This is a genomic window from Paraburkholderia guartelaensis (genome assembly GCF_004353905.1).
Lineage (GTDB): Bacteria > Pseudomonadota > Gammaproteobacteria > Burkholderiales > Burkholderiaceae > Paraburkholderia > Paraburkholderia guartelaensis.
In genome coordinates this window covers 32,453-54,750 of sequence record NZ_SMOD01000045.1, presented here as the reverse complement: position 1 = coordinate 54,750, position 22,298 = coordinate 32,453, and the positions used below count along the sequence as shown (strand labels likewise).

The window sequence follows — 22,298 nt, the reverse complement described above, 5'->3', positions numbered from 1 at the left end:
CTACTTTTTAGATATGTATGCTCGACAACGTCACCATCAATCAACTGCGGGCCTTCGTCGCCGTGTGTGACCAAGGAAGCTTTTCAGGGGCTGCACGGGAGCTGAGGCGTGCACAGTCGGCGATCAGTCACTCCATCAACGCGCTCGAGAGTGCGTTTGATGTGTTGCTGTTCGAGCGCAACACGCGCAAAGCGACGCTTACGGCCGCGGGCCGCAGTCTCCTGCCGGATGCTCGTGGGGTGATCTCACGCACCGAGGAAATGAAGATGCGCGCGGTTTCGATTGCTGAAGCCGGGGTCCCACAGGTCTCGATTGCCGTCGATACCTATTTTCCGCGTACGCACCTGATCGAATGCCTGCGCACCCTGCAGGCGGACTTTCCGACGGTTGCAATCAATCTGCGCATGACGACCATGCAGGGCGGCGAGCGTTTGGTTCTCGAAGGCACGTGCGCATTGGCAGTGACGATCACGGACGTGCCGGAACTGAGCCCCAACACCATAGAAAGGCAGCATTTATGTGAAGCACAAATGGTGACCGTCTGTGCGCCATCGCATCCGCTGGCCGCAATCAAGGGGTCGATCCCGCGGGAGGAATTTGGCCGGCACATCCAGCTCGTCGTAACCGACAATCAGCCCGATGCGGACAAGACACAACTGGGGGTCGCCAGTGAACGCCAGTGGTTGGTGAATGACCTGGGCGCGAAGCACGATCTGCTCAGAGGAAGCTTGTGCTGGGGACACATGCCGCATCATCTGGTCGCGGAAGACCTCGCGAATGGAACACTTGTCGAACTCCAACGGCGCGCATGGCACATGCGCCCCCTCACGTTCATGATCTCGCAGCGGCGCGGTTACGCGTTTTCCGAATGCGAGACACGGCTGGTCGAGCTACTCGGCAATCCTCATCGCATCTCGAAGGGTGCCAGCAAGCGCTCCGTCTCACGCAAAGGCAAGACAAGCGTGAAGGCTCGCCACGCGTGAGCAACAGTCAGCAAGGCTTGCCGCATCGGACGGTATTCGGCCACGAGCGGTCATCGCGTGACCTACCCGTGATGTACTCACTTCATTTTCTCGAGTCACTGGCTAACGGCTGTTCCGCAAGATCAACTGATTCGTCACCGACCTGACTCCGCGCACCGATCTTGCCGTGTTGCCGGCGAGCGCGATCTGCCTGCGCTCAGGCACCCATCCCGTGAGCGTCACGACGCCGAGGCGCGCCCTGACCCGAATCCCTGAAGCATCCAGGCGTGGCGCTCGCCAAAGGGCGCTACGGACGTCACGAATCACGGCACTATCCGGCCTGTTCTGAAGCCGCGACGTCGAGTACGCCACCCGTTGCGCTGTCGCGCCGGCACCCGTGTTCTCACCCATGTGCGCGCCAGCGTGGATCGAGGCACAACTCATGGGGACCATCACCAGGATCGCGCAGATTTTTACGCTCGCACTACTCACGTTCATGCTCCCGTTCAGCAAAAGCTGATAGACCCACAAGTCCGATCTTCGTATAGGTTCGTCGTTATCGGTGAATGACTCAAGGGGCTATGCCTTCTGCATGGAGCGAGGCGATTCCTGCGCCTCAGCTTGCCACCGGGGACAGCGTGTTGGCGTCTCGGGCCAGAAGCCAGCGGCCGTCGGGCTGTTTGCGGTATATGGTGACCCGATGACCAGCCAGCGCCGTTGCTTCTCCGCCAGCGCGTGGTGTCACAGACAACGAGTCCCGGCACAACGTGTAGGCGACTTCGCCGGCTATCACGATCTCATCCAGTTCGCTGATGCAACGGATCTGGAATTGTTGGTGCGCGGCCGAGAAGCCGGCGGGAAATCCCTCCCGGCCGAGCGGCGCTCGACCCGGATTCAAAAACACGACATCGTCCGCCATCAAGGTGAGCAAGCGGACAAGATCGCCCGCGTTGACTGCTTCAATCCACGTTGTGTGCACCTCACGAATGGCTCGTTCATCGGATCCCATCTGCAACCTCCTGGTTTAGGGATAAATGGTTTCGCCCCGATTCAGCATGCCGATGAACTCCTCGATCTTGCGCACCCGTGTTGCGGGCCTTTTGGCATTCTGTATCCGAAACAGGATGGCGTAACGGTTTCGGCCGCTCAGCGTCGCAAAGAACGCGCTGGCCTTGGGATTGGCATCCAGTGCGGCCCGCAGGTCGTCCGGCACGACCGAGTTGCTGGCGGACGTATAGGCAGCCTCCCAGCGTCCATCCTCTTTGGCTTTCTCGACCTCTCGCATGCCCGAAGGAAGCATTCTGCCTGCGGCGATCAGCGCTTCGGCGCGGTCTTTGTTGAGCCTGGACCAAATACTTTTTGCAGAGCGTCGAGTGAAGCGTTGCAACCAGTATTCCGCACTTTCCGTCTGTTTTTGACCGTCGATCCAGCCATGACAAAGGGCACTTTCCAGCGCTTGTTCGTAAGTCAAGGTTGGCTGCCCGGCGCCCTTCTTGGCAAGGCGCAGCCATATCCCGGTCGAGGAACCGCCGTTTTGCGTCAACCAGTTTTCCCATTCATTCTGGTCAAGGAATGTCAGACGAGGCTCAGTCATGGAAGATCCGAACGGTTGCATTCAGGCATCGAGGCTTTTTCATTCACTGATACCTCGCAGATTACCGATTTGCGCGGATTTTCGCGAATTTGCGAATACTCGATTTATCGACAGTTCAGCGCGGCGACGCAACTGACACACTGCGCTCACGAAACGACGACGGTAAATTCGACCCCTGATTCAAAGTCCAGCGTCGTGGTCGAAAAGCGTGGATCGTTGTCGAGGTAGCGCTTATATGGCCGAACAGCGTCCTCGGCTGTGTACATGTTGTCGGCGAGCACAATCGATCCCGCGTGTAGCAAGCGCTCAGTCTGCTTGAATAGATTCAGATAGGTGTTGGCCCATACGTCGATAAACACCATGTCGAAAGTGCCGTCCAGCTCAGAAATGGTCTGGAATACATCGCCCTCCCGCAGGTCAACATAAGCGTCTAAGCCCGCCATTCTGACGTGAGACCGAAGATGCGCGCACTTGCCAGCATCGAGTTCAGTCGCCACGACCATGCCGCTGCCTAACATGCGAAGCGCATCGGCAAAATACAGCGTGGACACACCACACGAACTGCCGAGTTCGAGGATTCGAGCCGGTTTGTGTGCAAGCACCATGTTGTGCAGAAACCTTCCCGTTTCCTCCGAGACAGCCAACGATAGCGGTGTGCCTTGCGAGGACTCGAAATCTTCGCTGGATAGCCCTAGCGTTTCGAGAAACCTTCCGCGCAGTCGCGGCGCGAGCGCTTCGTATTCATCCGCGAGCGTCAGAAACTCCTCACTCGATCCATGGAACTGCGCGCGTGCGCGGGCTATCACTTCTCTCTGGCTCTGCTCGTGAAGCTGCCGCAGAAGAACTGTAGTTGATGATGCCATGTGCGCTCCCTGACGAAATCGATAGTTCTGCTGACGCGTATGACCGCCACCAGCAAAGCCGTGTCATGCTATGCGGATCTAGCGAGCTTGATCGCGTGCTCAGGGCATGCCGTCACGCATAGCCCGCACGAGCGGCAAGCGTGCGCGTTCGGCGTATAGGCGACTTTCATGCCGTGCACGCGCAGCTTGAAGCGATGCATCAAATCGAGGCTGCGGTAATCGGCCTCATCGATGCGCCGGATCTCAAACACATTCTCGGGGCAGACCGCGAGGCAATCGCCCTTGCCTTCGCAACGCTTCAGGTCGACAACCGGTGCGATCACGCCCGGTTGCTGCTTGCAGTCGGCGGCTGATTTCTCGCGCATGTTCAATCTCCCTCGCGCCGATCGCGCCTTGATCGCCATGCCGACTGGAAATGCTCCCGTTCTTCAGGCGTCATCGCTTCCCATTTGCGCCAGCGACGCCTTTCGCGCCAGCCACCGTGCCCGCGGAATCCGCCGAACAGGATGCGGCTCAATACGAGCAAGCCCAAGGCATGCGCGAAGTCGATCGCACGGGCGCCCACGAATAGCGCCGGAATTACCCAATTCCAGAGGGTCATGACCACCCAGCCGAGCACGCCTATGGCGACCACCACAAGCAGCGCTTTCCCCACGCATCTGATTCGAAATTTCACTCGTTGACTCCTCTAAATACCCAGTTCGTCGTACATGGCCTGCAGCCGGGCGCGCAGATGCAAGACCGCGTAGCGTTTGCGCGCGAGCAGCGTATTGAGCGTGACGCCGCTTTCCGCCGCCATATCCTTGAAGGACCGCCCCTCCAGTTCGTGCGCGATAAACACTTCACGTTGATTCGGCGGCAACTCATCGAGCGCGTCCTGCAAGGCCTTGAGCAGCAGCGCGCGAGCGTAAAGAGCCTCGGGACCCGCATCGTGCGCCGGTAGCGCCAGATCGAGGCGATATTCGCTGCCGGCCTCGTCGTCGTCCCCCGGCAGATCCGGCAGCGGCTGTTCTTTCTTCTTGCGAAAACGATCGATGATGCGGTTACGCGCGGCACGAAACAGCCACGCGCTCGCCTGTTCGATCGGAGCCGGGAGCCGGTAGGCCTGCACAAATTCGGAGAACACATCCTGCAGGATGTCCTCGGCATCGTCCGCGTCGCCTATTCGGCGCCGGATAAAATTGACGAGCCTGGTGCGCTCACGCACCACGGTCGCCGTGATGTCGCTGTCTCGATCGGTCATCGGATGCGAGGTGGGTGGCGGTTCCATGCACCTGAAGACGTTTCAGGAACGCGAATATTGTGGCGAAGGCAAAAAAATCGCTCTGTGAGCTGCCGGTTCGCTCGAAGCAGCGCGCAACAGGATCGTGATCCGTTACGTAAAGGGATGAAGTGGGGCCGCTTCTGTTGCGCTGTCGCTCCACCGCCGCTCAATGGACAAACTACTTTGTGGCCCAGACAACATCACCGTCCACGGAATAAACGCGGCATTCCTCGTGGCCGCTTGCACACTGCAGCAAAGCAGCGTTGATCGAGTCGATCCCGGAGGCCTGCCCCCATCCACCATCGCGTGCGATCGCAAATGCCCGAGGCCGTCTCGCGGTCAGATAATGCGTATATGCCTGCCGCCCATCGGCGTGTAAATAAGGCACCGCGTCGACGTCCTGAAGCGATGCGAAATTCGTCGTCGGCGGAGCCGACTCCTGACGCGGCCACACGACAGTATTGTCGACCGCGTAGAGCTGGCAATACTGCGAGATCTTCCAGCATTGCTGCATCGCGCTGCGCGCAGCGTCGAATCCACCGGAAGCCCATGTGCCGTTCGTACTGCCGATGGCGAGCGCTTTAGGCAGCGGCGCCGCCAGATAGCTGGCATAGAGCTTGGCCTTCTGCAGCGCACTGAGGTAGGGAACGGCATTGAGGTCGTTGATGCGCGCATAGCCGCTGGCCTGCAGCTCAGGATGCGGAAGGTACTCCTGATTGACTTCGCTGCCCGGCATGCCGATGCTCGCCAGAAAGGCGTCGGCCTTCGCAATCCATAGCGGAAGCCCCGCACCCGAGGCTGTCATGGCGTGAGCGTCCTGCTGGAAGCTGCCATAGTCCACCAGTTGCGCGTGACCGCCCGCGCCCGTGTAGTGGGCATACATGCCTTTCCACGTCGCACTGGAGAAAATCTGGTCGTTGTCGCCGTAGAACCAGATCGACGGCACGCGCGTATGTGCGCCGAGTTCACCGGCAGCTGTAATCAGGCTCTCGTCGGGCTTGCTGCAATCGCCCTCTTTCACGCCGCCCGCAAAATTGAGCAGCCCTTTCACGTCGGCAGGATTCTGTGCGCCGAATACGAGCGTATTCCAGCCTCCCATGCTCTTTCCCGCGACGACGATGTGTGTGGCGTCGATGCCCGGCATGTCTTTCACATAGTCGAGGACCTTGCGAATGTCTTTGGCGGCATCGGTGCCGATGGCAAGCACGTCGCATCCGTGCGGTGTGAGATGGCCCCAGGAATGCGCGTAGCCACGCATCATCGGCATGGCTACGGCGTAGCCTCGCGAGAGGAAGTACCAGACGATGAATTCATCGCCCACGCGTGGCGCGTTCATCGGATCGTGCGACGCGCCATGATTGATGAGCGCGAGTGGAAAGGACCCGCCGCCTGCAGAGTGTGCAGGCATATACACCGTCACTTCCAATGTGACTAGCGGCGACGTTTGAACGGGTACGCGAACAACTTTCTCGTTGAGCGGCGCCTCTGGTTCGACCGCACTGCGGTCTGCCGCCCATGCGGCCTGCGGCAGCAATGAAAGCAGAACGAAAGCACCCAGAAGAAAGGAAAGCGAAAACTTTAGACGTAGCGGCATCTATTCTTTTTTGTTAGGGAATTCGCTGCGGGTTGCCCTTACGGCAACGCGTCGGTACGTCGTGGTCAACGGCACATCACACAACAAACTTTAAAATTGACTGTATATGTCATTGAACGAGCGCGACTGCTCCAGTCCCTAAAAGCAGTCCTGCATGTCGATCACGCCAAGTATGTGCGGTGTCGCACCAAACGACATCAATGCTTGAGGGACCATCGGATATTCCTCGCCCTATTCGAGCCGAGGGTGCGCTAGACGTGCATCTATCGGGCGAGGGGCTAATGCGCCGGGATCGCTATGACGCGGCTCCAAGGTCTCCCAATAAGGAGGGTGACATGGCATCGATCGAGTCCGACTACTTCGTGACGGGGACAGGCGCCACCGCCATGGCATTCGTCGACACGTTGCTCACCGAGTCGCCAGATGCGCGAGTCGTGATGGTCGATCGCCACCATCGTCCCGGTGGCCATTGGAACGATACCTATCCGTATGTACGGCTGCACCAGCCATCCGCCTGGTATGGCGTGGCGTCGCGCGAACTGAGTGACTGGTCGCATGAAGCGACGGGCTTTAACGAAGGCATGCTTGGTCTCGCTTCGGGCGCCGAGGTGCTCACGCATTTCGAGCAGGTGATGAAGCAACGCTTCATTCCCTCTGGCCGCGTGCAGTGGTTCCCGAAATGCGATCACTTCGCGAGTGACGGCCGCACGCACCGCTTCCGCTCGCTGCTGACCGGCGCCGAGCACGAGGTGCGCGCGCGGCACAAATGGGTGAATGCCACGCTTGCGAAAACCGAGGTGCCGTCCACTCACCCGCCAAAATACAGCGTGGCCGCGGGTGTGCAATGCGTTCCCTGCAACGAGTTGCCGAAGGTTACGCGGCCTTACTCGCGCTATACCATCGTCGGCTCCGGCAAGACCGGCATGGATGCGTGCATCTGGCTGATCGAGAACGGTGTGCCGCACGAACGGATCCGCTGGATCATGCCGCGTGACGCGTGGGTGATGGACCGTGCCAACATGCAGCCCGGCCCCGCTGGCTGGCGACGTTATTTCGAGAACAGCGCGATGCAATTCGATGCGATCCGCGACGCGCGCGACGTCCCCGATTTGTTCCGGCGACTCGAAGCGGGCGGCGCGCTGATGCGGATCGACCCTGCCATCCAACCCACGACCTACCGCTGCGCACTCGTATCGCGCGGCGAGATGACCCAATTGCGCAAGGTCGGTGAGATTGTGCGACTGGGTCGTGTGCGCGCGATCGAGGCGTCGCGCATCGTGCTGGAGAAGGGTGAACTCGCGGCCGATCCTGACACGCTGTACATCGATTGCACTGCCTCCGCGATCCAGCCGGTGCCAGACGTGCCGGTGTTTCAGGACGAGGCGATCAACCTCCTGATGGTCCGCTGGTGCCAGCCTGTCTTTTCCGGCAGCATAATCGCCTGGGTCGAAGCGCACCTGAAGAATCTGCAGGAACAGAATGCGATGTGCATGCCGGTGCCCCCGCCCGAACTGCCGATCGATTACCTACGCATGTGGCTGCCGACTCTCGCCAATGCCGCGCACTGGCAGCAGCACCCCGACCTGAGCGCCTGGCTCAGGCAGTGCCGCCTCAACGGGCAGGTTGTGGTTCTCAAAGGCGTGGCGGTCGACGCTGCCGTGCAGGATCTTCTCAAGGCCGTCGGCGCCAAGGCTTTTGATGCCGCGCAGCGCATTCCTCAATTGCTGGCAGCAGCGGAGGCAGCATGAACATCCCCCGCGAGGTGCAACTCGAAACGCTGCAGGTCGGCGCCATCCGCATGCGAGTCGCGCTGCAGGGCGATGGGCCGCTCGTAGTGTTTTGCCACGGGTTTCCGGAGTCGTGGGTGTCCTGGCGCGCGCAGATGGCTGCGGTCGCGGATGCGGGCTATCGCGCCGCCGCGCCGGACATGCGCGGCTACGGTGGTACCGACGCCCCGCCCGACCCTGCTCAGTACACGATGCTGCACCACGCAGGCGACATGGTGGAACTGGTCAGGGTACTCGGTGCCGGTTCGGCGGTGATCGTGGGCCACGACTGGGGAGCGCCGGCGGCCTGGAACAGCGCGCTGCTACGGCCCGACGTCTTTCGCGCCGTCGTCGGCCTGAGCGTACCTTACGTGCCGCCCGCGAAGCTCGACTTGCTAACGGCACTCGAGCGGCAAGGCGTGACGACCTTCTACATGCAGTACTTCCAGCAGGAGGGCGTGGCTGAGGAAGAGCTTCAGGCCGACGTCGCAGCGACCATGCGCCGCCTCACGTTCAGCATGTCGGGCGACGGCCCGGACCGCATGGTGGCCGGCATCCTCGCGCCGGGCGCCGGGATCCTCACCAACACCGTCGACCCCGACGTGTTACCGGATTGGCTTCCTCAGGACGACCTGGATTATGTCGTTGGGGAGTTCCAACGCACCGGCTTCCGTGGTGGATTGAACTGGTACCGCGCAATTCGCAGGAGCGCGGAACTGCTCGCCCCCTGGTATGGTTGCCCGATTCGCCAGCCATCGCTCTTCGTCGGTGGATCGCGCGACGATGTACTCAGGTTTCCGGGCATGCAGCAGCGCGTCGCTGCGTTGCCGCAAGTGCTGCCGGGGTTGCGCGGTGCTCACGTACTCGAAGGTGCGGGCCATTGGCTGCAGCGCGAGCGCGCCGGGAAAGTGAACCGGTTACTGCTCTCCTTCCTGAACGAACTCGATGGGTGAGCTAACCACCACAACATTGACGTCCCAACGCCCCCTCGGCACAGCAAGCGGTCATCGGAGTCGATAGCGCACCAAACGCCCAATTCGATCGCGCAACATATGTCGTCGAGCAACTAGCCCGGCCAAGGGCGAACGGGCGCCATGTTCAACGGCGAGCCGACGACGCGATTTCCGAACTCTCTCGCGTTCTTTGCGAGTGGTGCGCGCACGATGCACGTGATGCAATGGGCGGTCGAATCACACTCGGCAGCGGCGATCACAAGTGACGAACAGGATGGTCGTCGCGTCGACCGAGGACGACGCGCAGGTTTCGCGGCATCATCGAAAATGCGAACACCTCTTCGACTTCCGACGTGCCTTTGGCGAGCGATACATTGAAGTTGCGGCACAGCATCGCTATCGCTGATCTAACTTCCATCGTAGCCAGACTCCGGCCCGGACAGAGACGAGGACCAGACCCGAACGGCATGAATCCGGCCCGATGATGACTGGCGGCGTTGGTGCCGGTCAGCCAACGGTCCGGGTCGAAAGCCTCGTCCGCTGAGTTCCCTCCTTGCGGCAATCCTGCCAGGCGAGTCAGCAACGACACTACCGTTCCCTTGGGGATAGCAAGGTCGCCCACCTGAATGTCGCTATTCGCCTCGAGCGCAATGACCGGCGCCACGGATTTGAGCCGCAGGGCCTCATGGGTCACCGCGTCCAGATAGACAAGCGCATTCGCCTCATCGATTTCTTCGAGCGTTGACCTCGATTCGAGAACGGAATCGACCTCCTCCTGCATCTTCCGCTGTACGTCGGGGTAGGACGACATGAAATAGGCTATCCACGCGATGGTGTTTGCTGTCGTGTCCTCGCCGGCCAGCAGGATCGTGAACACATTCGCGAGCACTTCTTCGTCGGTTAGCGGCGTCAGCCCTTCGTGTTGGGCGGTAAGCAGTGCCTCCAGAAGATTCGCGTGACGGGAGTCGGAGTCGGGCCGCTGCGCCAGACGCGCACGGCTACTCGCTATGAGGTCCCTCGTTAGTGTCTGAACGGCGATCAAGGCGCGATCCAGCGCTTTATCGGCCGGTAGCTTGAAGTAATGCCAGTACGGAAAAGGCGCATTGATGCGCCGGTTAATCATCGGGAACACGACTTCGAGATGGCGCTGGATCACGTCTCCCCCGCTCTCGATAGTGTCCATGTCGTATCCGAATGCGAGGTTCGTTGTCACATCCACCGTATAGCGCATCAGATCACTATGAATATCGACGGACTCCTGGTCGCGCGCGGCCTTCTCCCAACGCTGCATCAACCGCCGGGTCATCGTGCACAGCGTGGGGAAGAATGCGTGCAGATGTGCGGGGTCCAGTGCTTTGGCGACGAGCTGACGTTGTCTTCGCCACGTTTCGCCTTCCGTGGAAAACACGCCGTTGAGACCCAACTCCTGTGCAACCGTCTCTATCACATCCCAGCGGCGCCACGCGCCCGGCCGGTCGCGCAAGATCTGACCGATGAGAATCGGATCGGCAATGCCAACAAAGGGGCGACCCATCAGGCTGAATGCGTACACCGGACCGAACTTCCGGCTCCATTGTTCCAGGATGAGATGAAGCCGGCTGGGCGCGACCTGGAGCGTGTTTCCAAAAAGAGGAATACCTGTGGGGCCCGGAAGCTGCGCGAGAGTACGGACTGGAGATACGCAAGCCTGCGATACAGGGTCGCCTGAATCGGCTGGCTGCTGCGCGCTCCATGCGAGAACCTCGCTCCGGTCGACCTTGACATCGTGGCCGTCGACGATTGCACCGAATCGCTTCAATTGCGGCACGCGCTCGCCGATCTTGCAACCGGACGCGCAAGCAAACTGCCAGCCGTGCGCGCGACAGGTCAAAATCCCGTCCTTAACCGTTCCTTCCGATAGCAGGGTACCCTGATGCGGACAACGGCCCTGGAAAACCGAAATGCTACCTGCGTGCAGGACAGCGATCAGTTCGATTCCGTCGATCTGTACGGCCTTGACGTCATTTTCCGTGAGTTCGTCCGTCCGGGCTACGACCACTGTTTCTGGGGAGCCCGGTTGCTTTGCGTCCAGCCTCACGTCCATTTCGTTCTCCTTCATTTACACGGGTCGATTCCCAGGAAGCCAACCGAGCCGAGTCGAACGCCCTCCACGTCGTCAAGGACCGGCATCCCAGTCCGCCATTGATTGCGATCGTATGCGTGATGGATTGATTTGGCCTCCATCATTTGATGGAGACGCTCAAAAGGACCGAAATCCCGACTCTGTGCGACTACGCGGCCACGCGCAGCTAGCGAAACGCCGCGGCGATATTCATCGGGTTGAGATAGGAAGCCGCGTTTGCGCCCCTCGAATTGCGAGGGGCTCTCATAGCCGACTTTTGCGGCGGCTGCGCGAGAACGCCAGCTATGTCGCCGCATGTCCGTCGCACGTACATTTCCTCCTGCGTTTTCGAGCCGATCATCAGCTTGACGAACAATTCAACTTTGAGGAAATAGACATGTACGGTACTGAAGAAGTCAAAGGCAAGTTCGCCATCGTCACTGGCGCGGCAAGTGGCATTGGGCGCGCGATCACGGAACTGCTCGTGGCACGCGGTGCGAAAGTGGTGGCCGAGGATATCGATCCCGCGGTCGAGTCGCTAGCGGGCCCCAACGTCGTGCCGCTCGTCGCGGACATCTCCGCAGACGGCAGTGCCGAGAAGGCTGTTGCGCTCGCCATCGAACGATTCTCGCAGCTAGACTTGCTTGTGAACAACGCGGGCATCATCATCAACAAGCTCGTGGTGGACATGTCGCGCGCCGATTGGGAGCGTATCATCGACGCCAACGTAACCGGTGCCTTCCTGCACTCACGCGAAACCATGAAGGCAATGATTCCCCGGCGTTCAGGCGCTATCGTCAATGTGGCTTCCTATGCGTCGTACTTCGCATTCCCAACGATTGCAGCTTATACCGCATCCAAAGCTGCGCTTGCACAACTCACGCGAACGCTTGCGCTGGAGGCGATCGAGCACGGAATCAGAGTGAACGCTGTCGGTTCCGGCGACGTACTCACGAATATCCTCAACACCGTGGCGGCGGATGGCAATGGCGTCGCCGCGCTGGCCGCTCACGGGGAGAGCGCGCCTATGGGGCGCGCAGCCGATCCAAAGGAAATTGCGGAAGTTGTGTTGTTTCTTGCCTCCGCGCGAGCCAGCTTCATGGTTGGATCGGTCGTGATGGCAGACGGCGGAATGAGCGTGAAGGTCGATTCGTAGCGCAGACGTCGTAGAACGTGGAAACGGCGAACGGCGGATTCGGGTCCGCCGCTCGCCGTCTGACGTCGGGTTGGTGGCAAAGGTATGACGTGAAGATGCTCTGGGCGCGCCCCTGACGCGCGCCAGGCCCGGCCATCCAACGCCAGTGGATTTCAGGTTGCCGGCCGTTGCTGAGATGCCAGAACAGCACCGAGTTCCTCGTCAGTGAGTGCAGGCGACGTTGTGAAGGAGAAGATATCCCCCCACTGGACCGTCATCGCCGCGACTGCGCTGGCGTCCGCCGCTTCGACGATCGCAACGCCCCTAAACTCGCCGGCTGCATGCCAGCGGCCCAGCATCGTGACGTTATCGGGCGGCTGGCCGCCTGTTTTTATGAAGCGCTCAATTGCAGCCTGCTGCGTTGCCGGCTCACCTTTCCATTGAACAATAAATTTCATGGCGAATGTCCCCTCCACGATGGCGATGCCGACTCGTGGCACGCCCGCTCTTCATGGTGGACGCCCCGACATCGCGACGGTTCGTCGCCCACTTGCCGGCATGGATTCATCGCATCGTCCATGCCCTCGGGCGAAGCCACGAGATACCATCGAGGATAGGTAAACCAGATAGGTCTCGGCTCCAACGGGTGAGCGTAGTGTGCGAAGCCGCACATACGGAAAAGCCGACTATTAACCGTCGATCGGGGGAAGCGGCTCGCCGCAGTGCCTGCAAAACGCTGCATCAGCGTCGTGCCCCTCAGCATGGCATCCGGGACAGACACGAGGAGGACGCTGCAATTGGCGCGCCGCCGTCACTGCCCCGGCACCAACCATCGCCGCGGGGAACGCAATTACGCCATACCCGAGCATGATCGCCAGCGAAGTGATGAATTGTCCGAGCGGCGTCTTCGGATGAATGTCGCCGTAGCCCGTGGTGGTCATTGTGACCACCGCCCAGTACATGCTTACCGGGATGCTGGTGAAGCCGTTCGATGGCCCCTCGACAAGGTACATGACGGTGCCGAGGACCACGACCAAAATGAGCACGACACCAAGAAACACCATGATCCTGTGCCGGCTCCTGACGAGTCCGCGCCAGAGAACCTGGGACTCCTCGAAGTAGAGAGGCAGCTTGACGATCCGGAAGATGCGCAGCATACGCAACAACCTGACATCGACCAGAACATGAAAGCCAGGCAGCAGTACGCCCAGATAGGTTGGCAGGATCGACAGGAGATCGATGATGCCAAAGAAGCTCAAGGCATAGCGCAGCGGGTGCTCAACGCACAGGAGCCGGACAATGTATTCCGCGGTGAACAGCAGCGTAAAGAACCACTCCAGAATATCGAGTATCAGCAACTCACGGGCACGAACAGCCTCTACGCTGTCCAGCATGACGACAGCGACGCTGAGAATGATCGCCGACAGCATCACCGCATTGAAGCGCCGTGCGGCGTCAGTGTCGGCTTCGACTACGACGGTATAGAGGTGCCGCCGCCAGCCGCGATCGGGTTTGCCAAAATCGCGCTTGATTGGGTGAACGATGTCCATGAGCGGGGCCGAGTGATTAGAGAGGGCAGCGCTCCGGCCTGTGGAGTCGCTCGAGTTGCCCGCGCTCACTCGATACAAGTTGACAGCCTGTTCAATGAATGGCTCGTGGTCCGGGTTCGGTGCAGAACTCCGGCAAAGATTATAGGCAGGAGTCGGTTGCACCAGACATCGGACTTTGGTCCCATGCCTTTGAGCGTCGATAGACGACTTGCATGATGGTGTTCGACGGATCCCGCCCCGACTGCATCATTATCGAACGCCACCCTGCACGACCGCCCGCCTCATATCAGACCAAGGTCCGATGTCACAGACGAGGCAGGCGATCTAGCCTATGTGGTGGTGCAGAGAATTTGCCACGCATGCACACGTGCTGTGGAAGTCGACCCAGCGACTTGCTCACGGAGAACCGTAGATCGTGGACTCCCTTCCCGCTCTTGCGCGCGACCCCGCTGCATGGGCTGCCCTTGTGACGCTTATCGTCATGGAGGTCGTGCTGGGGATCGATAACCTGATATTCATTTCCATCCTCAGCAACAAGCTGCCCGAAGCGAAGCGCGCACGTACGCAGCGCATTGGTATCGGCCTGGCCCTCGTCATGCGTTTGGCGCTGCTGTCAACCGTCGCGTGGATCGCACGGCTGAGCGAGCCAGCGTTCACTATCGCCGGCCATCCATTTTCGTGGAGGGACATCATCCTGCTCGGTGGCGGTGCGTTTCTCGTCTGGAAGGCGACACGAGAAATCCATCAGCACGTTGCCGACGACGAAGTAGACGAGCTGTCTCCCGCCGACGCCGTCAGTATCACCGTGCGCGCGGCAATCCTGCAGATTCTGATGCTGGACATTGTGTTCTCGGTCGACAGCATTATCACCGCCATCGGCATGACCTCACATGTCGCCATCATGTACGTCGCGGTCATCGTCGCCGTCGCTGCAATGCTATTTGCCGCGGGACCCCTCTCCCGCTTCATTGAGCGCAATCCAACCATCGTGATGCTCGCGTTGAGCTTCCTGCTCGTCATCGGTATGACGCTGGTTGCCGAAGGCTTTGGGTCTCATGTGCCCAAGGGGTACATCTATGCCGCGATGGCCTTCTCGGCCTTCGTCGAAGGCATGAACATGCTCGCGAGGCGAGTGAAGTCCAGAAAGATTCAGGCGCAGGCGTCCAGGGTCGTCCGGTAGCCTGCGGGCTCGCGCCTGCATGAAGTGCCGTGGCAAGAACCCCTTCTCCGCGAGAGGTTCGCAGTTCTTCTCTTGTGCAGGGGTGTTCCCGATGTATGCATACACACTGGAGGGGCCCCTAATCGCCTGCGATGCTTGACAAGCGAGGCACGGGTAGCCATGACATCATGGCACGTTCGTTAACCACTACCGTTCGCTGGACGCTCGACTACATCGCCCGCAAATCGTGGTTGCGACGGGCGCTGATTGTCCTTGCCCTGCTGGTCACCCTGGATATCCTGATCAATTCCTGGCAATCCTGGCACGACCTCCGGGCCGCAGATGCCGTAGCTGCGCAGCGGCTGAACGCCGAGGCCTCGCTTATCGCCGCACGCATCCTGGACCGCCTGCAGGCGGTTAGCGTGTCGATGACACAGATTGAGAACATGCTGGACAGCCAGACGCTCGCCGACGTCGAGTTGACGCGGCTGGCGACGGTCATGCGCCCCGCGCTCGGTCATGGGCGCATCGCTGTCTTCGCGCCTGACGGCCGTTTGCTCGCAAAGTCGTCTTCAGATGCCGGCAATCAGGTGCCGGACCTCGATTCGTTGCTTGCCCGTATACGCCACGATCCGTCAACCCTGGTCACAGACCTCACTGCCTGGGCACAAGAGGTGGTCTTCACTTTCGCAAAGGGGCATCGTAACCAGGCAGGTGAACTCGACGCGGTCATCGTTCAAGTAATCAACGTCGAACAGCACCCACTGGAAGGCATGGATTTGCCGGCAGGCAGCGCTGTTCTGTTGCTCGACAGTGGGGGGCGGGTCATCGCCCGCTATCCGGCAGACCTCGCGATACCGGCAGGCCTGAGGCTGGCTGACGGCACGGCGACGGCAGGCCCCGCGCCGATGACCCGCTTTTTGCGCTCCCCGCTGGACGGCACACAGCAGCTGGTGGCCACGCGCAAGATCCCGCTCGGATCCACCGCAAACTACTGGACACTTGATGTCGGCCTTGCGGTCAACGTATACCGTGCGAGCGTGCGCCAAAGTTTGTACTTCAATCTCGCTGGCGCGGCCACGGTCCTTGTCATGCTCGCGAGTGCGGCGCTGCTCGTGCGCCGTGAGCGTCAGCTATACGATCAGGTCGAGCAGTTCGCCAGTGTGATTTCGACCATTGTAAAAAGCATCCCCACACCGGTCGTTGTGGTCCAGACTGGTGCAGGCAAAATTCTGGTCGCCAACGAAACCATGCTCGCTGCATTCGGTGCGCTTGCGGACAAGGGACAACCGTTTGCCCGGCTGTTCGTCGCCCCCACTGCGTGGACAGAGAACCATGCGTTCAATCCAAACGAGGCGGTCGCGATGCTCACGCGCGACGGACCCCGACACATGCTGCTGCACAGCACACGACTCCGCGCCGACATGCAAGCCGACGCATCCGACGCGCTCCTGGTCTCACTCGTCGACGTCAGTCATCAACAGCAGCAACTTACGCAGCTACGCACCGAGGCCGAAGTGGACGCGCTCACGGGACTCCCAAACCGCCGCAGCTTCGCGAAGGCCGCTGCCCAAGCGGTTGGCCACGCCCAGCGGCGGCACAGTCCGCTCTCGCTGCTGGCACTGGATCTGGACTATTTCAAGCGCGTCAACGACACGTACGGCCACGCAGCCGGTGATTGCGTTCTGGCGGCCGTGGCGCGCGTCCTTGAAGGCGCATTGCGCGAGCATGATCTGGCCGCTCGCGTCGGAGGCGAGGAATTCGCCGTTATTCTGCCCAACACCACAACAGAGCAAGCCCAGATTGTTGCGGAACGCATTCGCACCGCCATATGGAATACGCCGATTGTCGTGGAGGGTGGACAAACCATCTCGCAGACCGTCAGCATTGGCATCGCGTCATATCGCGAGGTCGAAGATGACCTCGCGGGCGCTCAAGAGCGCGCCGATGTCGCGCTCTACGCCGCCAAGCGTGCGGGACGCAACTGTGTCCATCTCGCTACGCCGCATCCTTCGGGGACCACGGAAGAGGAGCCACCGGCGCCATCAGGTTCTGAATGAAAATCGCACGCGGCCGCCTTCATCGCCGCTATCGCCGTGCTCATATATGTCATCGGTGGCGCGCGAATGCATCCATGGCGCGCAGCACCACAAGATCCGCTTTCGGCCAACAGGAAGGCAAGCCGGCGGCCGCGTCAGCGCCTCCCGTATCGGGAACCGCAAGCGCGAAAATGCGCGCCGGGCGCCCGCCTGCACACCGCGGGGTGCGTCGTACGACGCGCACCTCCTGACCGGCCAGCATTTCGCGCAAGGCGCGCTGCACTTCGCGCTGCCCGGCGTCGACTTGCTGCGCCATCTGCATCGCAGTCATTTCCCTACCGTCCGCCAGCAGTCCTGCGATTGCCCCCGTCAGCGCTGCCGATTCTCTGCGCGTCGCGGGGACGCGGGGTCGTTGCCGGCGACTACTGGCCAACGGGCGAGACGACGCCGGCATGGCCCGTTCCGCGAGATGCGACGTGATGTGCTTCGCATTGTCATCCGCTCTCGTGCGGGCGGCCTGGCAGCGCTGGTCGATATCCATGCGGCAGAACGGGCTTGAGAATATCTGATGCAGGTGCGCATCGTGAAAACGCGCATTCAGTACCCGCTTGACCGCTTCACAGTCGTCGAAAATGCCGCTGTCCGCAAGCTCGAATGCCCTTTTTCGAATGACCTCCCGACACTCGACCGGGTTGACACCATCGTTCGCCTTCATCTCACCTCCTTCGGACCGCGAGCCCTGTGCATTCCACCCGGTGTCCGTGCGGCGTGCCCGGATATCTTCGGGACGCGCGTCGCGCCTGCGACGACCTGAGGCGCACGAACGGAAATGCGAAACGGGCTGAAAGCGTTTTCAGGAACACGGTCGGTCTGATTTTCATCGCGCTGACAGGCAAATAACCAGCTTCCTGGATCAGGTTACGCAACCGGAATCCGAGGGGATATCGGACTTTCGTCCGATAGGTTCACTGGAGCCGCGAAAAGGCTTGCAGGAACGAGCTATATTGCAGCGCATTACGCCTGCGCGGTGTCTCGCGCGTCAAGGGCGTGTCGATAGCGGATCCTGTGGTTGCGCTGTGCTCACCGGAGCGGCCGTCTCTCAAGCATCTCGCTTAATTTGCCAACGCGAGGCGGAAAGCATCGACAGCCCATACTGCGTCGAGCTGGAGAAGCGGTTGCGAACGCACGAGCCAATCGGCAAGCGGCGTCAGGCTGATTCCCGGCCGCACAGGGTCGCCGAACGATTCCGAAACGAACGGCGCATCGTCTTGCGGGCGACGCACGATCTGAACAATGTGCGTGATACCGCGAACCCGTGGATGGTTGGCCGCCCAACCTGGCGCGCCCATCTTCAGCCCGATGGTGGCGCATCGAGGAAGGCTGTGTGCGTTGATCTCGGCTCCCGCAAGAATGTATCCGGTCCAATCTGCGATTTCCTGAATGATGCGGTCCGACCACGCTTTCATCGCGTGAATATCAGCATCGCCAAACACTGTACGGCCCACCGCGTCATTTTCCGCACGCATGGCCTGTGTAAGCAGCAGGCCAATCCACCCCGAACAGTCAATGACCGGAGGGTGCTTCAACAGCCCTTCGGCCTTTGCGCCTCGCTGGTATCCGACTCGCCCCGTATAGCGTTGCACGAGCCGCCACATCGCGGTTTCCGTTGTCGATAAAGTCACGATGACAAATAGTGAGCGTCAGTTGCCTGGCCCCGGACGGCGAAACCGGGAGCGCGGGATTTCTGCAATTGAAGCGATCTCAATCATCAATTCCGGGCGGTACAGGCGCTCGACCTGAACGGTAGTCGTAACCGGATAAGGTGCAACGAAGTATTCTTTTCGAATGTCTCCAGCAGCCATGAATGCGTCAATATCCGTTGCGTAATGAACGAGCGAAATCACGTCAGTCATTTGCCCACCCATCGCCGCCAGCACGTCGCGAATATTCTCGAGGACTTTGCGCACCTGCACTCGCATGTCGCCGGGTCCAACGACTCGCCCTTCCCGGTCGAGCGATACCTGGCCCTTCAAATGAACCACCTGGCCGTCGCCCTGGATAACTGCCATCGAGAACGCACCGAACGGCGACCAGACGTCTGGAGGATTCACTGCCTCTACCATTTCCGGACTCCTGTAGTCATCGCTCGATTATGCGCTTGCCCATCAGCCTGCATCGACGATATCAGGTGATCGGTGCGCTGCTGTCGTACCAAGCCCGACGTTGGGCGCCGCCTGCGCGGCGCCCAACATGCTCAAGGCGCTGCCGCGATACCGAAGACGTGCAACTTGCCTTCGCTGGACTGCCTCGGCAATGTGACGCTCGCCACCAGCTTGCCAGGTGTCAGCGGCACCGACTCCGCAAACAGATAGGTCTTGACGCCATCGGTCGAACCGTTGCCGGCATTGCGGTGTGCGGTGGTCAACGCGATCGGGTCCACCGGCGCGGCGCTGCCGCCATTGAGGGTCCAGTCGTCAAAGGCCAGGGTGAACGGCGTAGTCGTGCCGTCGGTATAGGTCACGAGCGCGGCGCCCGAACCAGGCCCGTTGTTGGCCGATCCCAGCAGAACCAGCGAATGACCGGTCGTGCCGGGCGGCATCGCAATCGTCTGTCCCACCGCCACCGCGTTGTCGAGCGGTCCACTGGACAGAACGAAGCTTGCTCCGCCAACGACGAATGGTTTGCCCGGCGCCGCGCCAGCCGCCGCCAACGCAGTCGACGAGTAGCTGAACAGAGAGCCGTCGAAGTCCGAACCAAGGCCGTCGGTGTCGGTGCTGCCGTCGGTGCTGATGCCGTGGTTGTTAAAGGCATCCGCCACATTACGCGCGACCGGCACCGCATAGGACGGGGGCACCTCGGCCGGGCTCGAACCCCACTGCGAAGGTGACGAACCCATCGCGAAGTTCAGCGTCGCGCCGTTGGCGAGTGCGTCGACGTCCAGCCAGGAACTATTGTGAGCGCTGCCATTGACGGTGAGCCCCTGCACATAATTCGCGCTGGGCGCGCCAGGTGCATTGATGCGCAACGTCTTGCCGTTCCCGAGATGAACGACGATCGACGAAAATTGCGGACTGCCGATCGCAAAGCCCCCGACACCCGGGATCTCCGGATAGAGGCCCAGCGCGCCCCACACATACCAGCCCGACACGGCACCCAGGTCGTCATTGCCGGGCAAACCGTTCGGCCCCGTGCCAAAGGCGCTTGCCATGATCTGCTGGACGACATTCTGCGTGCCCGACGGCGAACCCGCCCAGTTATACAACCAGGGCACCTCGAAAGTCGGCTCGTTGCCCATATAGAAGTTAGGCAACGTCGTCCCCGCGTTCAGCACGGTAAAGAACGTATTCAGCCGCGACACCACCGCCGTATTTCCGCCCAGTTGCGCGAACAGGCCGGTGGGGTTGAACGGCACCATCCACGTGTACTGCTCAGCGTTGCCTTCCACGTAGTTGTCGGTGCTGCTCTGGTTCTCCGGAATCCACGTGCCGTCGGAGTTGCGTGCGGCGATTATCGGTGGCGTCAAGGAAGTGTTGAGCAGGTTCTGCCAGTAGGCCGAGCGGCTACGCAGCATTTTCTGGATCGCCGTGTTGCCGAGTGCGCCGGCAAACTGCGAAATCGCAAAGTCGCTGCTGCCGTACTCCAGCGTGGACGAAGCCTGCCCCCATTCACCGTTCGTGATATAGCCGAACTGTAGATAGCTGGCGCGCCCGCCATTGGTCGTCACGCCGTTGCACGCGGTGCCGGGAATGTTGGCCATCTGGATCATATGGCTCAAGGCGCCCGCAGTATCGAACTTGCGCGCACCGAAGGCGTACGCGCCCGCCACGATAATCGAGCCCGCGTCGCCCGGCATCACGCCATCTTCGACGTTGTCATTGACCCAATGCGGAATGGCCCCGCACTGATCCGCATCGTTGACGAGCGACTGCGCCATATCGCTCGTTTCTTGGGGAAACAGCGTGGCTTTGAGCGGTATCAGCGAACGATAGATGTCCCAACCCGAAAAGCTCGTGTACTGCGCAGCATGGCCAGCGCTGACCTGATGGACCTTCTGGTCGAAGCCGATATATTGGCCGTTCACATCGCTGAATACGCTCGGCGCCCATGACGCGTGATAGAAAGCCGTGTAGAACTTCGTCAACGCGGTGGCATCGCTACTGCTTACCTGAATGGTGTTGAGGCGCTGATTCCATATCGCATCAGCAACCTTCTTGACACCTTCAAAATCCCATGAAGGATTTTCTGCCTGGAGATTATTTTCGGCGTTTGCGACGCTGACATACGAAATGCCGATCTTCATCAAGACTGTGGCGCCTTTGCCGAAATTCATTATGGCAACGCCATTGTTAAAAGTAGATGTGTTTACAAATGGCTGACTGAACTCGGCATAAAAATACACAGGGACATTCGTTGAATTACCGCAAAAATGGCCACCCGTGGTAGTGCCCGAAATGGTTCTCGCGTCGACCTGCGTGACTGAGCCGGCTACGCTCGTCTGCGTGTTTGTATACGTCGTATTGAGCACGAGCGTCGAAGGCTGATTGTCAGGATACGTGAAGCGGCCAAAGCCGGTGCGCAGGGTTGCAGTCAACTCGACCTTGACCTGGTTATCGAGCACGACGGAATAGGCTCCCGCTACCGACTTCTCGTTGGAATGACTAAACGTTTGCGCAAGCGGCTTGGTGGCATCGAGCGTCGGCATGACGGGGAATTCGCCGTCATTTCCGGAACAACCGGCGCCACTCATATGCGTGAGACTGAAACTCTGGATCGAGCCGATGTCGTAGTAATAACCAGCCGGCGAACCGGGCTCCGCGCTGTTCGATGGGGCCGAGGTGGTATTCGTATCGGGTGCCCACTGCACCATGCCGTTCGGCAGGCCCGCTGCGGGCACCACGCTGCCAGCCTGCCCTGCTGGCACCGGGTTCGGAGAGTTGCTGGCCAACGTGCCGATCAGCGGATTGACATACCGCGTCAATTGCATGGTGCCATGATCGGAAACGGGAATTTGCTCGGCGGCAGCGACAGCCGCGTTTGCACTGCTGGAACCGGCACTGGAACTACCTTGAGCTGCTGCTTTAAGCTGGTCAGCCGCGACAGCGGCGGAGCCGGACTGGCCTGGACTATCTCCTCCACAACCCGCCAAAGAACCAATGATGATCATGGCGGCCGCAAGACGGCGTAAATCTATCATGGCTGTCTCCTGAGTTTCACTACGTGTATCTGGGTTTTGTTTAGTTTTCCTATTTATCCATGCAGCATGAGGTATCCGGCTTGAAGTCATGCTATACGAGAGATTTGAATGGCGTCAATTGAAT

The 22,298-nt window shown here is 60.4% G+C and carries 21 protein-coding genes; 6 read left to right on the top strand and 15 right to left on the bottom strand.

What is annotated here, in order from left to right:
- Window positions 1-17 precede the first annotated feature (17 nt).
- On the top strand, window positions 18-983 hold the full coding sequence (locus E1N52_RS36195) for a LysR family transcriptional regulator (protein ID WP_133188864.1): 966 nt from the start codon (window positions 18-20) through the stop codon (window positions 981-983).
- Between the two features lie 102 nt (window positions 984-1,085).
- Here E1N52_RS36195 and E1N52_RS36190 read toward each other — a convergent pair whose 3' ends face one another.
- The 8 genes from E1N52_RS36190 to E1N52_RS36155 all read right to left on the bottom strand — a co-directional run bounded on the left by E1N52_RS36190 (window position 1,086) and on the right by E1N52_RS36155 (window position 6,277).
- Window positions 1,086-1,373, bottom strand: a complete 288-nt coding sequence (locus tag E1N52_RS36190; protein ID WP_246089370.1) for a BON domain-containing protein — start codon at window positions 1,371-1,373, stop codon at window positions 1,086-1,088.
- A 205-nt stretch (window positions 1,374-1,578) separates the two neighbouring features.
- Window positions 1,579-1,971, bottom strand: coding sequence for a YybH family protein (locus tag E1N52_RS36185; RefSeq protein ID WP_133188862.1), 393 nt, complete (start codon window positions 1,969-1,971; stop codon window positions 1,579-1,581).
- Window positions 1,972-1,986: 15 nt separating this feature from the next.
- Window positions 1,987-2,556 (bottom strand): YdeI/OmpD-associated family protein, encoded by a 570-nt coding sequence (locus E1N52_RS36180; protein WP_133188860.1) that lies wholly within the window; start codon window positions 2,554-2,556, stop codon window positions 1,987-1,989.
- A 146-nt stretch (window positions 2,557-2,702) separates the two neighbouring features.
- A complete protein-coding gene (locus tag E1N52_RS36175; RefSeq protein WP_133188858.1) occupies window positions 2,703-3,419 on the bottom strand; it encodes an O-methyltransferase in 717 nt (238 codons plus the stop codon).
- Window positions 3,420-3,487: 68 nt separating this feature from the next.
- Window positions 3,488-3,784 (bottom strand): 4Fe-4S dicluster domain-containing protein, encoded by a 297-nt coding sequence (locus tag E1N52_RS36170; RefSeq protein ID WP_133188856.1) that lies wholly within the window; start codon window positions 3,782-3,784, stop codon window positions 3,488-3,490.
- Window positions 3,785-3,786: 2 nt separating this feature from the next.
- Window positions 3,787-4,095 carry a hypothetical protein gene (locus E1N52_RS36165; protein WP_133188854.1) on the bottom strand — a complete coding sequence of 103 codons (309 nt, stop codon included), beginning with the start codon at window positions 4,093-4,095 and terminating at the stop codon, window positions 3,787-3,789.
- A 12-nt stretch (window positions 4,096-4,107) separates the two neighbouring features.
- Window positions 4,108-4,689 carry an RNA polymerase sigma factor gene (locus tag E1N52_RS36160; protein ID WP_205965725.1) on the bottom strand — a complete coding sequence of 194 codons (582 nt, stop codon included), beginning with the start codon at window positions 4,687-4,689 and terminating at the stop codon, window positions 4,108-4,110.
- 172 nt (window positions 4,690-4,861) lie between these two features.
- Window positions 4,862-6,277, bottom strand: coding sequence for an alpha/beta hydrolase family protein (locus E1N52_RS36155; protein ID WP_133188852.1), 1,416 nt, complete (start codon window positions 6,275-6,277; stop codon window positions 4,862-4,864).
- Between the two features lie 281 nt (window positions 6,278-6,558).
- Here E1N52_RS36155 and E1N52_RS36150 point away from each other — a divergent pair, with 281 nt between their 5' ends.
- A complete protein-coding gene (locus E1N52_RS36150; protein WP_165979526.1) occupies window positions 6,559-8,025 on the top strand; it encodes an NAD(P)/FAD-dependent oxidoreductase in 1,467 nt (488 codons plus the stop codon).
- Window positions 8,022-8,996: an alpha/beta fold hydrolase gene (locus E1N52_RS36145; protein ID WP_133188848.1), complete on the top strand. Its 975-nt coding sequence runs from the start codon at window positions 8,022-8,024 to the stop codon at window positions 8,994-8,996. The genes E1N52_RS36150 and E1N52_RS36145 overlap by 4 nt, the downstream gene beginning before the upstream one ends.
- A gap of 256 nt (window positions 8,997-9,252) precedes the next feature.
- On the opposite strand, the gene E1N52_RS36140 is transcribed toward E1N52_RS36145, so the two are convergent.
- Window positions 9,253-11,094, bottom strand: coding sequence for a cytochrome P450 (locus E1N52_RS36140; protein ID WP_246089366.1), 1,842 nt, complete (start codon window positions 11,092-11,094; stop codon window positions 9,253-9,255).
- A gap of 400 nt (window positions 11,095-11,494) precedes the next feature.
- Here E1N52_RS36140 and E1N52_RS36135 point away from each other — a divergent pair, with 400 nt between their 5' ends.
- Window positions 11,495-12,253, top strand: coding sequence for an SDR family NAD(P)-dependent oxidoreductase (locus E1N52_RS36135; protein WP_133188890.1), 759 nt, complete (start codon window positions 11,495-11,497; stop codon window positions 12,251-12,253).
- A gap of 152 nt (window positions 12,254-12,405) precedes the next feature.
- Here E1N52_RS36135 and E1N52_RS36130 read toward each other — a convergent pair whose 3' ends face one another.
- Window positions 12,406-12,690, bottom strand: coding sequence for a DUF3303 domain-containing protein (locus E1N52_RS36130; RefSeq protein WP_133188846.1), 285 nt, complete (start codon window positions 12,688-12,690; stop codon window positions 12,406-12,408).
- Between the two features lie 231 nt (window positions 12,691-12,921).
- Entirely contained in the window at window positions 12,922-13,782 is an 861-nt protein-coding gene (locus E1N52_RS36125) for an ion transporter (protein WP_133188844.1), read from the bottom strand.
- Between the two features lie 415 nt (window positions 13,783-14,197).
- Between E1N52_RS36125 and E1N52_RS36120 the strand changes: the two genes are divergently transcribed.
- Both E1N52_RS36120 and E1N52_RS36115 read left to right on the top strand, forming a co-directional pair.
- On the top strand, window positions 14,198-14,962 hold the full coding sequence (locus E1N52_RS36120) for a TerC family protein (protein ID WP_133188842.1): 765 nt from the start codon (window positions 14,198-14,200) through the stop codon (window positions 14,960-14,962).
- 167 nt (window positions 14,963-15,129) lie between these two features.
- Entirely contained in the window at window positions 15,130-17,001 is a 1,872-nt protein-coding gene (locus tag E1N52_RS36115; protein WP_133188840.1) for a sensor domain-containing diguanylate cyclase, read from the top strand.
- A gap of 49 nt (window positions 17,002-17,050) precedes the next feature.
- Here E1N52_RS36115 and E1N52_RS36110 read toward each other — a convergent pair whose 3' ends face one another.
- From E1N52_RS36110 to E1N52_RS36095, 4 genes are all read right to left on the bottom strand, one after another.
- Window positions 17,051-17,695, bottom strand: coding sequence for a hypothetical protein (locus tag E1N52_RS36110; protein ID WP_133188838.1), 645 nt, complete (start codon window positions 17,693-17,695; stop codon window positions 17,051-17,053).
- A gap of 397 nt (window positions 17,696-18,092) precedes the next feature.
- Window positions 18,093-18,635 (bottom strand): hypothetical protein, encoded by a 543-nt coding sequence (locus E1N52_RS36105; RefSeq protein WP_133188836.1) that lies wholly within the window; start codon window positions 18,633-18,635, stop codon window positions 18,093-18,095.
- Window positions 18,636-18,680: 45 nt separating this feature from the next.
- The gene (locus tag E1N52_RS36100; protein ID WP_133188834.1) at window positions 18,681-19,103 is read right to left on the bottom strand and encodes a RidA family protein; all 423 of its coding nucleotides are present in this window, start codon (window positions 19,101-19,103) and stop codon (window positions 18,681-18,683) included.
- A gap of 131 nt (window positions 19,104-19,234) precedes the next feature.
- Complete coding sequence (locus E1N52_RS36095) at window positions 19,235-22,174, bottom strand: GH92 family glycosyl hydrolase (protein WP_246089365.1); 2,940 nt, start codon at window positions 22,172-22,174, stop codon at window positions 19,235-19,237.
- Window positions 22,175-22,298: the final 124 nt, after the last annotated feature.

Coding starts and splice junctions, on each gene's coding strand:
- E1N52_RS36195 (WP_133188864.1), top strand. CDS start 18: ATGCTCGACAACGTCACCATCAATCAACTGCGGGCCTTCGTCGCCGTG.
- E1N52_RS36190 (WP_246089370.1), bottom strand. CDS start 1,373: ATGGGTGAGAACACGGGTGCCGGCGCGACAGCGCAACGGGTGGCGTAC.
- E1N52_RS36185 (WP_133188862.1), bottom strand. CDS start 1,971: ATGGGATCCGATGAACGAGCCATTCGTGAGGTGCACACAACGTGGATT.
- E1N52_RS36180 (WP_133188860.1), bottom strand. CDS start 2,556: ATGACTGAGCCTCGTCTGACATTCCTTGACCAGAATGAATGGGAAAAC.
- E1N52_RS36175 (WP_133188858.1), bottom strand. CDS start 3,419: ATGGCATCATCAACTACAGTTCTTCTGCGGCAGCTTCACGAGCAGAGC.
- E1N52_RS36170 (WP_133188856.1), bottom strand. CDS start 3,784: ATGCGCGAGAAATCAGCCGCCGACTGCAAGCAGCAACCGGGCGTGATC.
- E1N52_RS36160 (WP_205965725.1), bottom strand. CDS start 4,689: ATGGAACCGCCACCCACCTCGCATCCGATGACCGATCGAGACAGCGAC.
- E1N52_RS36155 (WP_133188852.1), bottom strand. CDS start 6,277: ATGCCGCTACGTCTAAAGTTTTCGCTTTCCTTTCTTCTGGGTGCTTTC.
- E1N52_RS36150 (WP_165979526.1), top strand. CDS start 6,559: ATGCGCCGGGATCGCTATGACGCGGCTCCAAGGTCTCCCAATAAGGAG.
- E1N52_RS36145 (WP_133188848.1), top strand. CDS start 8,022: ATGAACATCCCCCGCGAGGTGCAACTCGAAACGCTGCAGGTCGGCGCC.
- E1N52_RS36140 (WP_246089366.1), bottom strand. CDS start 11,094: ATGAAGGAGAACGAAATGGACGTGAGGCTGGACGCAAAGCAACCGGGC.
- E1N52_RS36135 (WP_133188890.1), top strand. CDS start 11,495: ATGTACGGTACTGAAGAAGTCAAAGGCAAGTTCGCCATCGTCACTGGC.
- E1N52_RS36130 (WP_133188846.1), bottom strand. CDS start 12,690: ATGAAATTTATTGTTCAATGGAAAGGTGAGCCGGCAACGCAGCAGGCT.
- E1N52_RS36125 (WP_133188844.1), bottom strand. CDS start 13,782: ATGGACATCGTTCACCCAATCAAGCGCGATTTTGGCAAACCCGATCGC.
- E1N52_RS36115 (WP_133188840.1), top strand. CDS start 15,130: ATGGCACGTTCGTTAACCACTACCGTTCGCTGGACGCTCGACTACATC.
- E1N52_RS36110 (WP_133188838.1), bottom strand. CDS start 17,695: ATGAAGGCGAACGATGGTGTCAACCCGGTCGAGTGTCGGGAGGTCATT.
- E1N52_RS36105 (WP_133188836.1), bottom strand. CDS start 18,635: ATGTGGCGGCTCGTGCAACGCTATACGGGGCGAGTCGGATACCAGCGA.
- E1N52_RS36100 (WP_133188834.1), bottom strand. CDS start 19,103: ATGGTAGAGGCAGTGAATCCTCCAGACGTCTGGTCGCCGTTCGGTGCG.
- E1N52_RS36095 (WP_246089365.1), bottom strand. CDS start 22,174: ATGATAGATTTACGCCGTCTTGCGGCCGCCATGATCATCATTGGTTCT.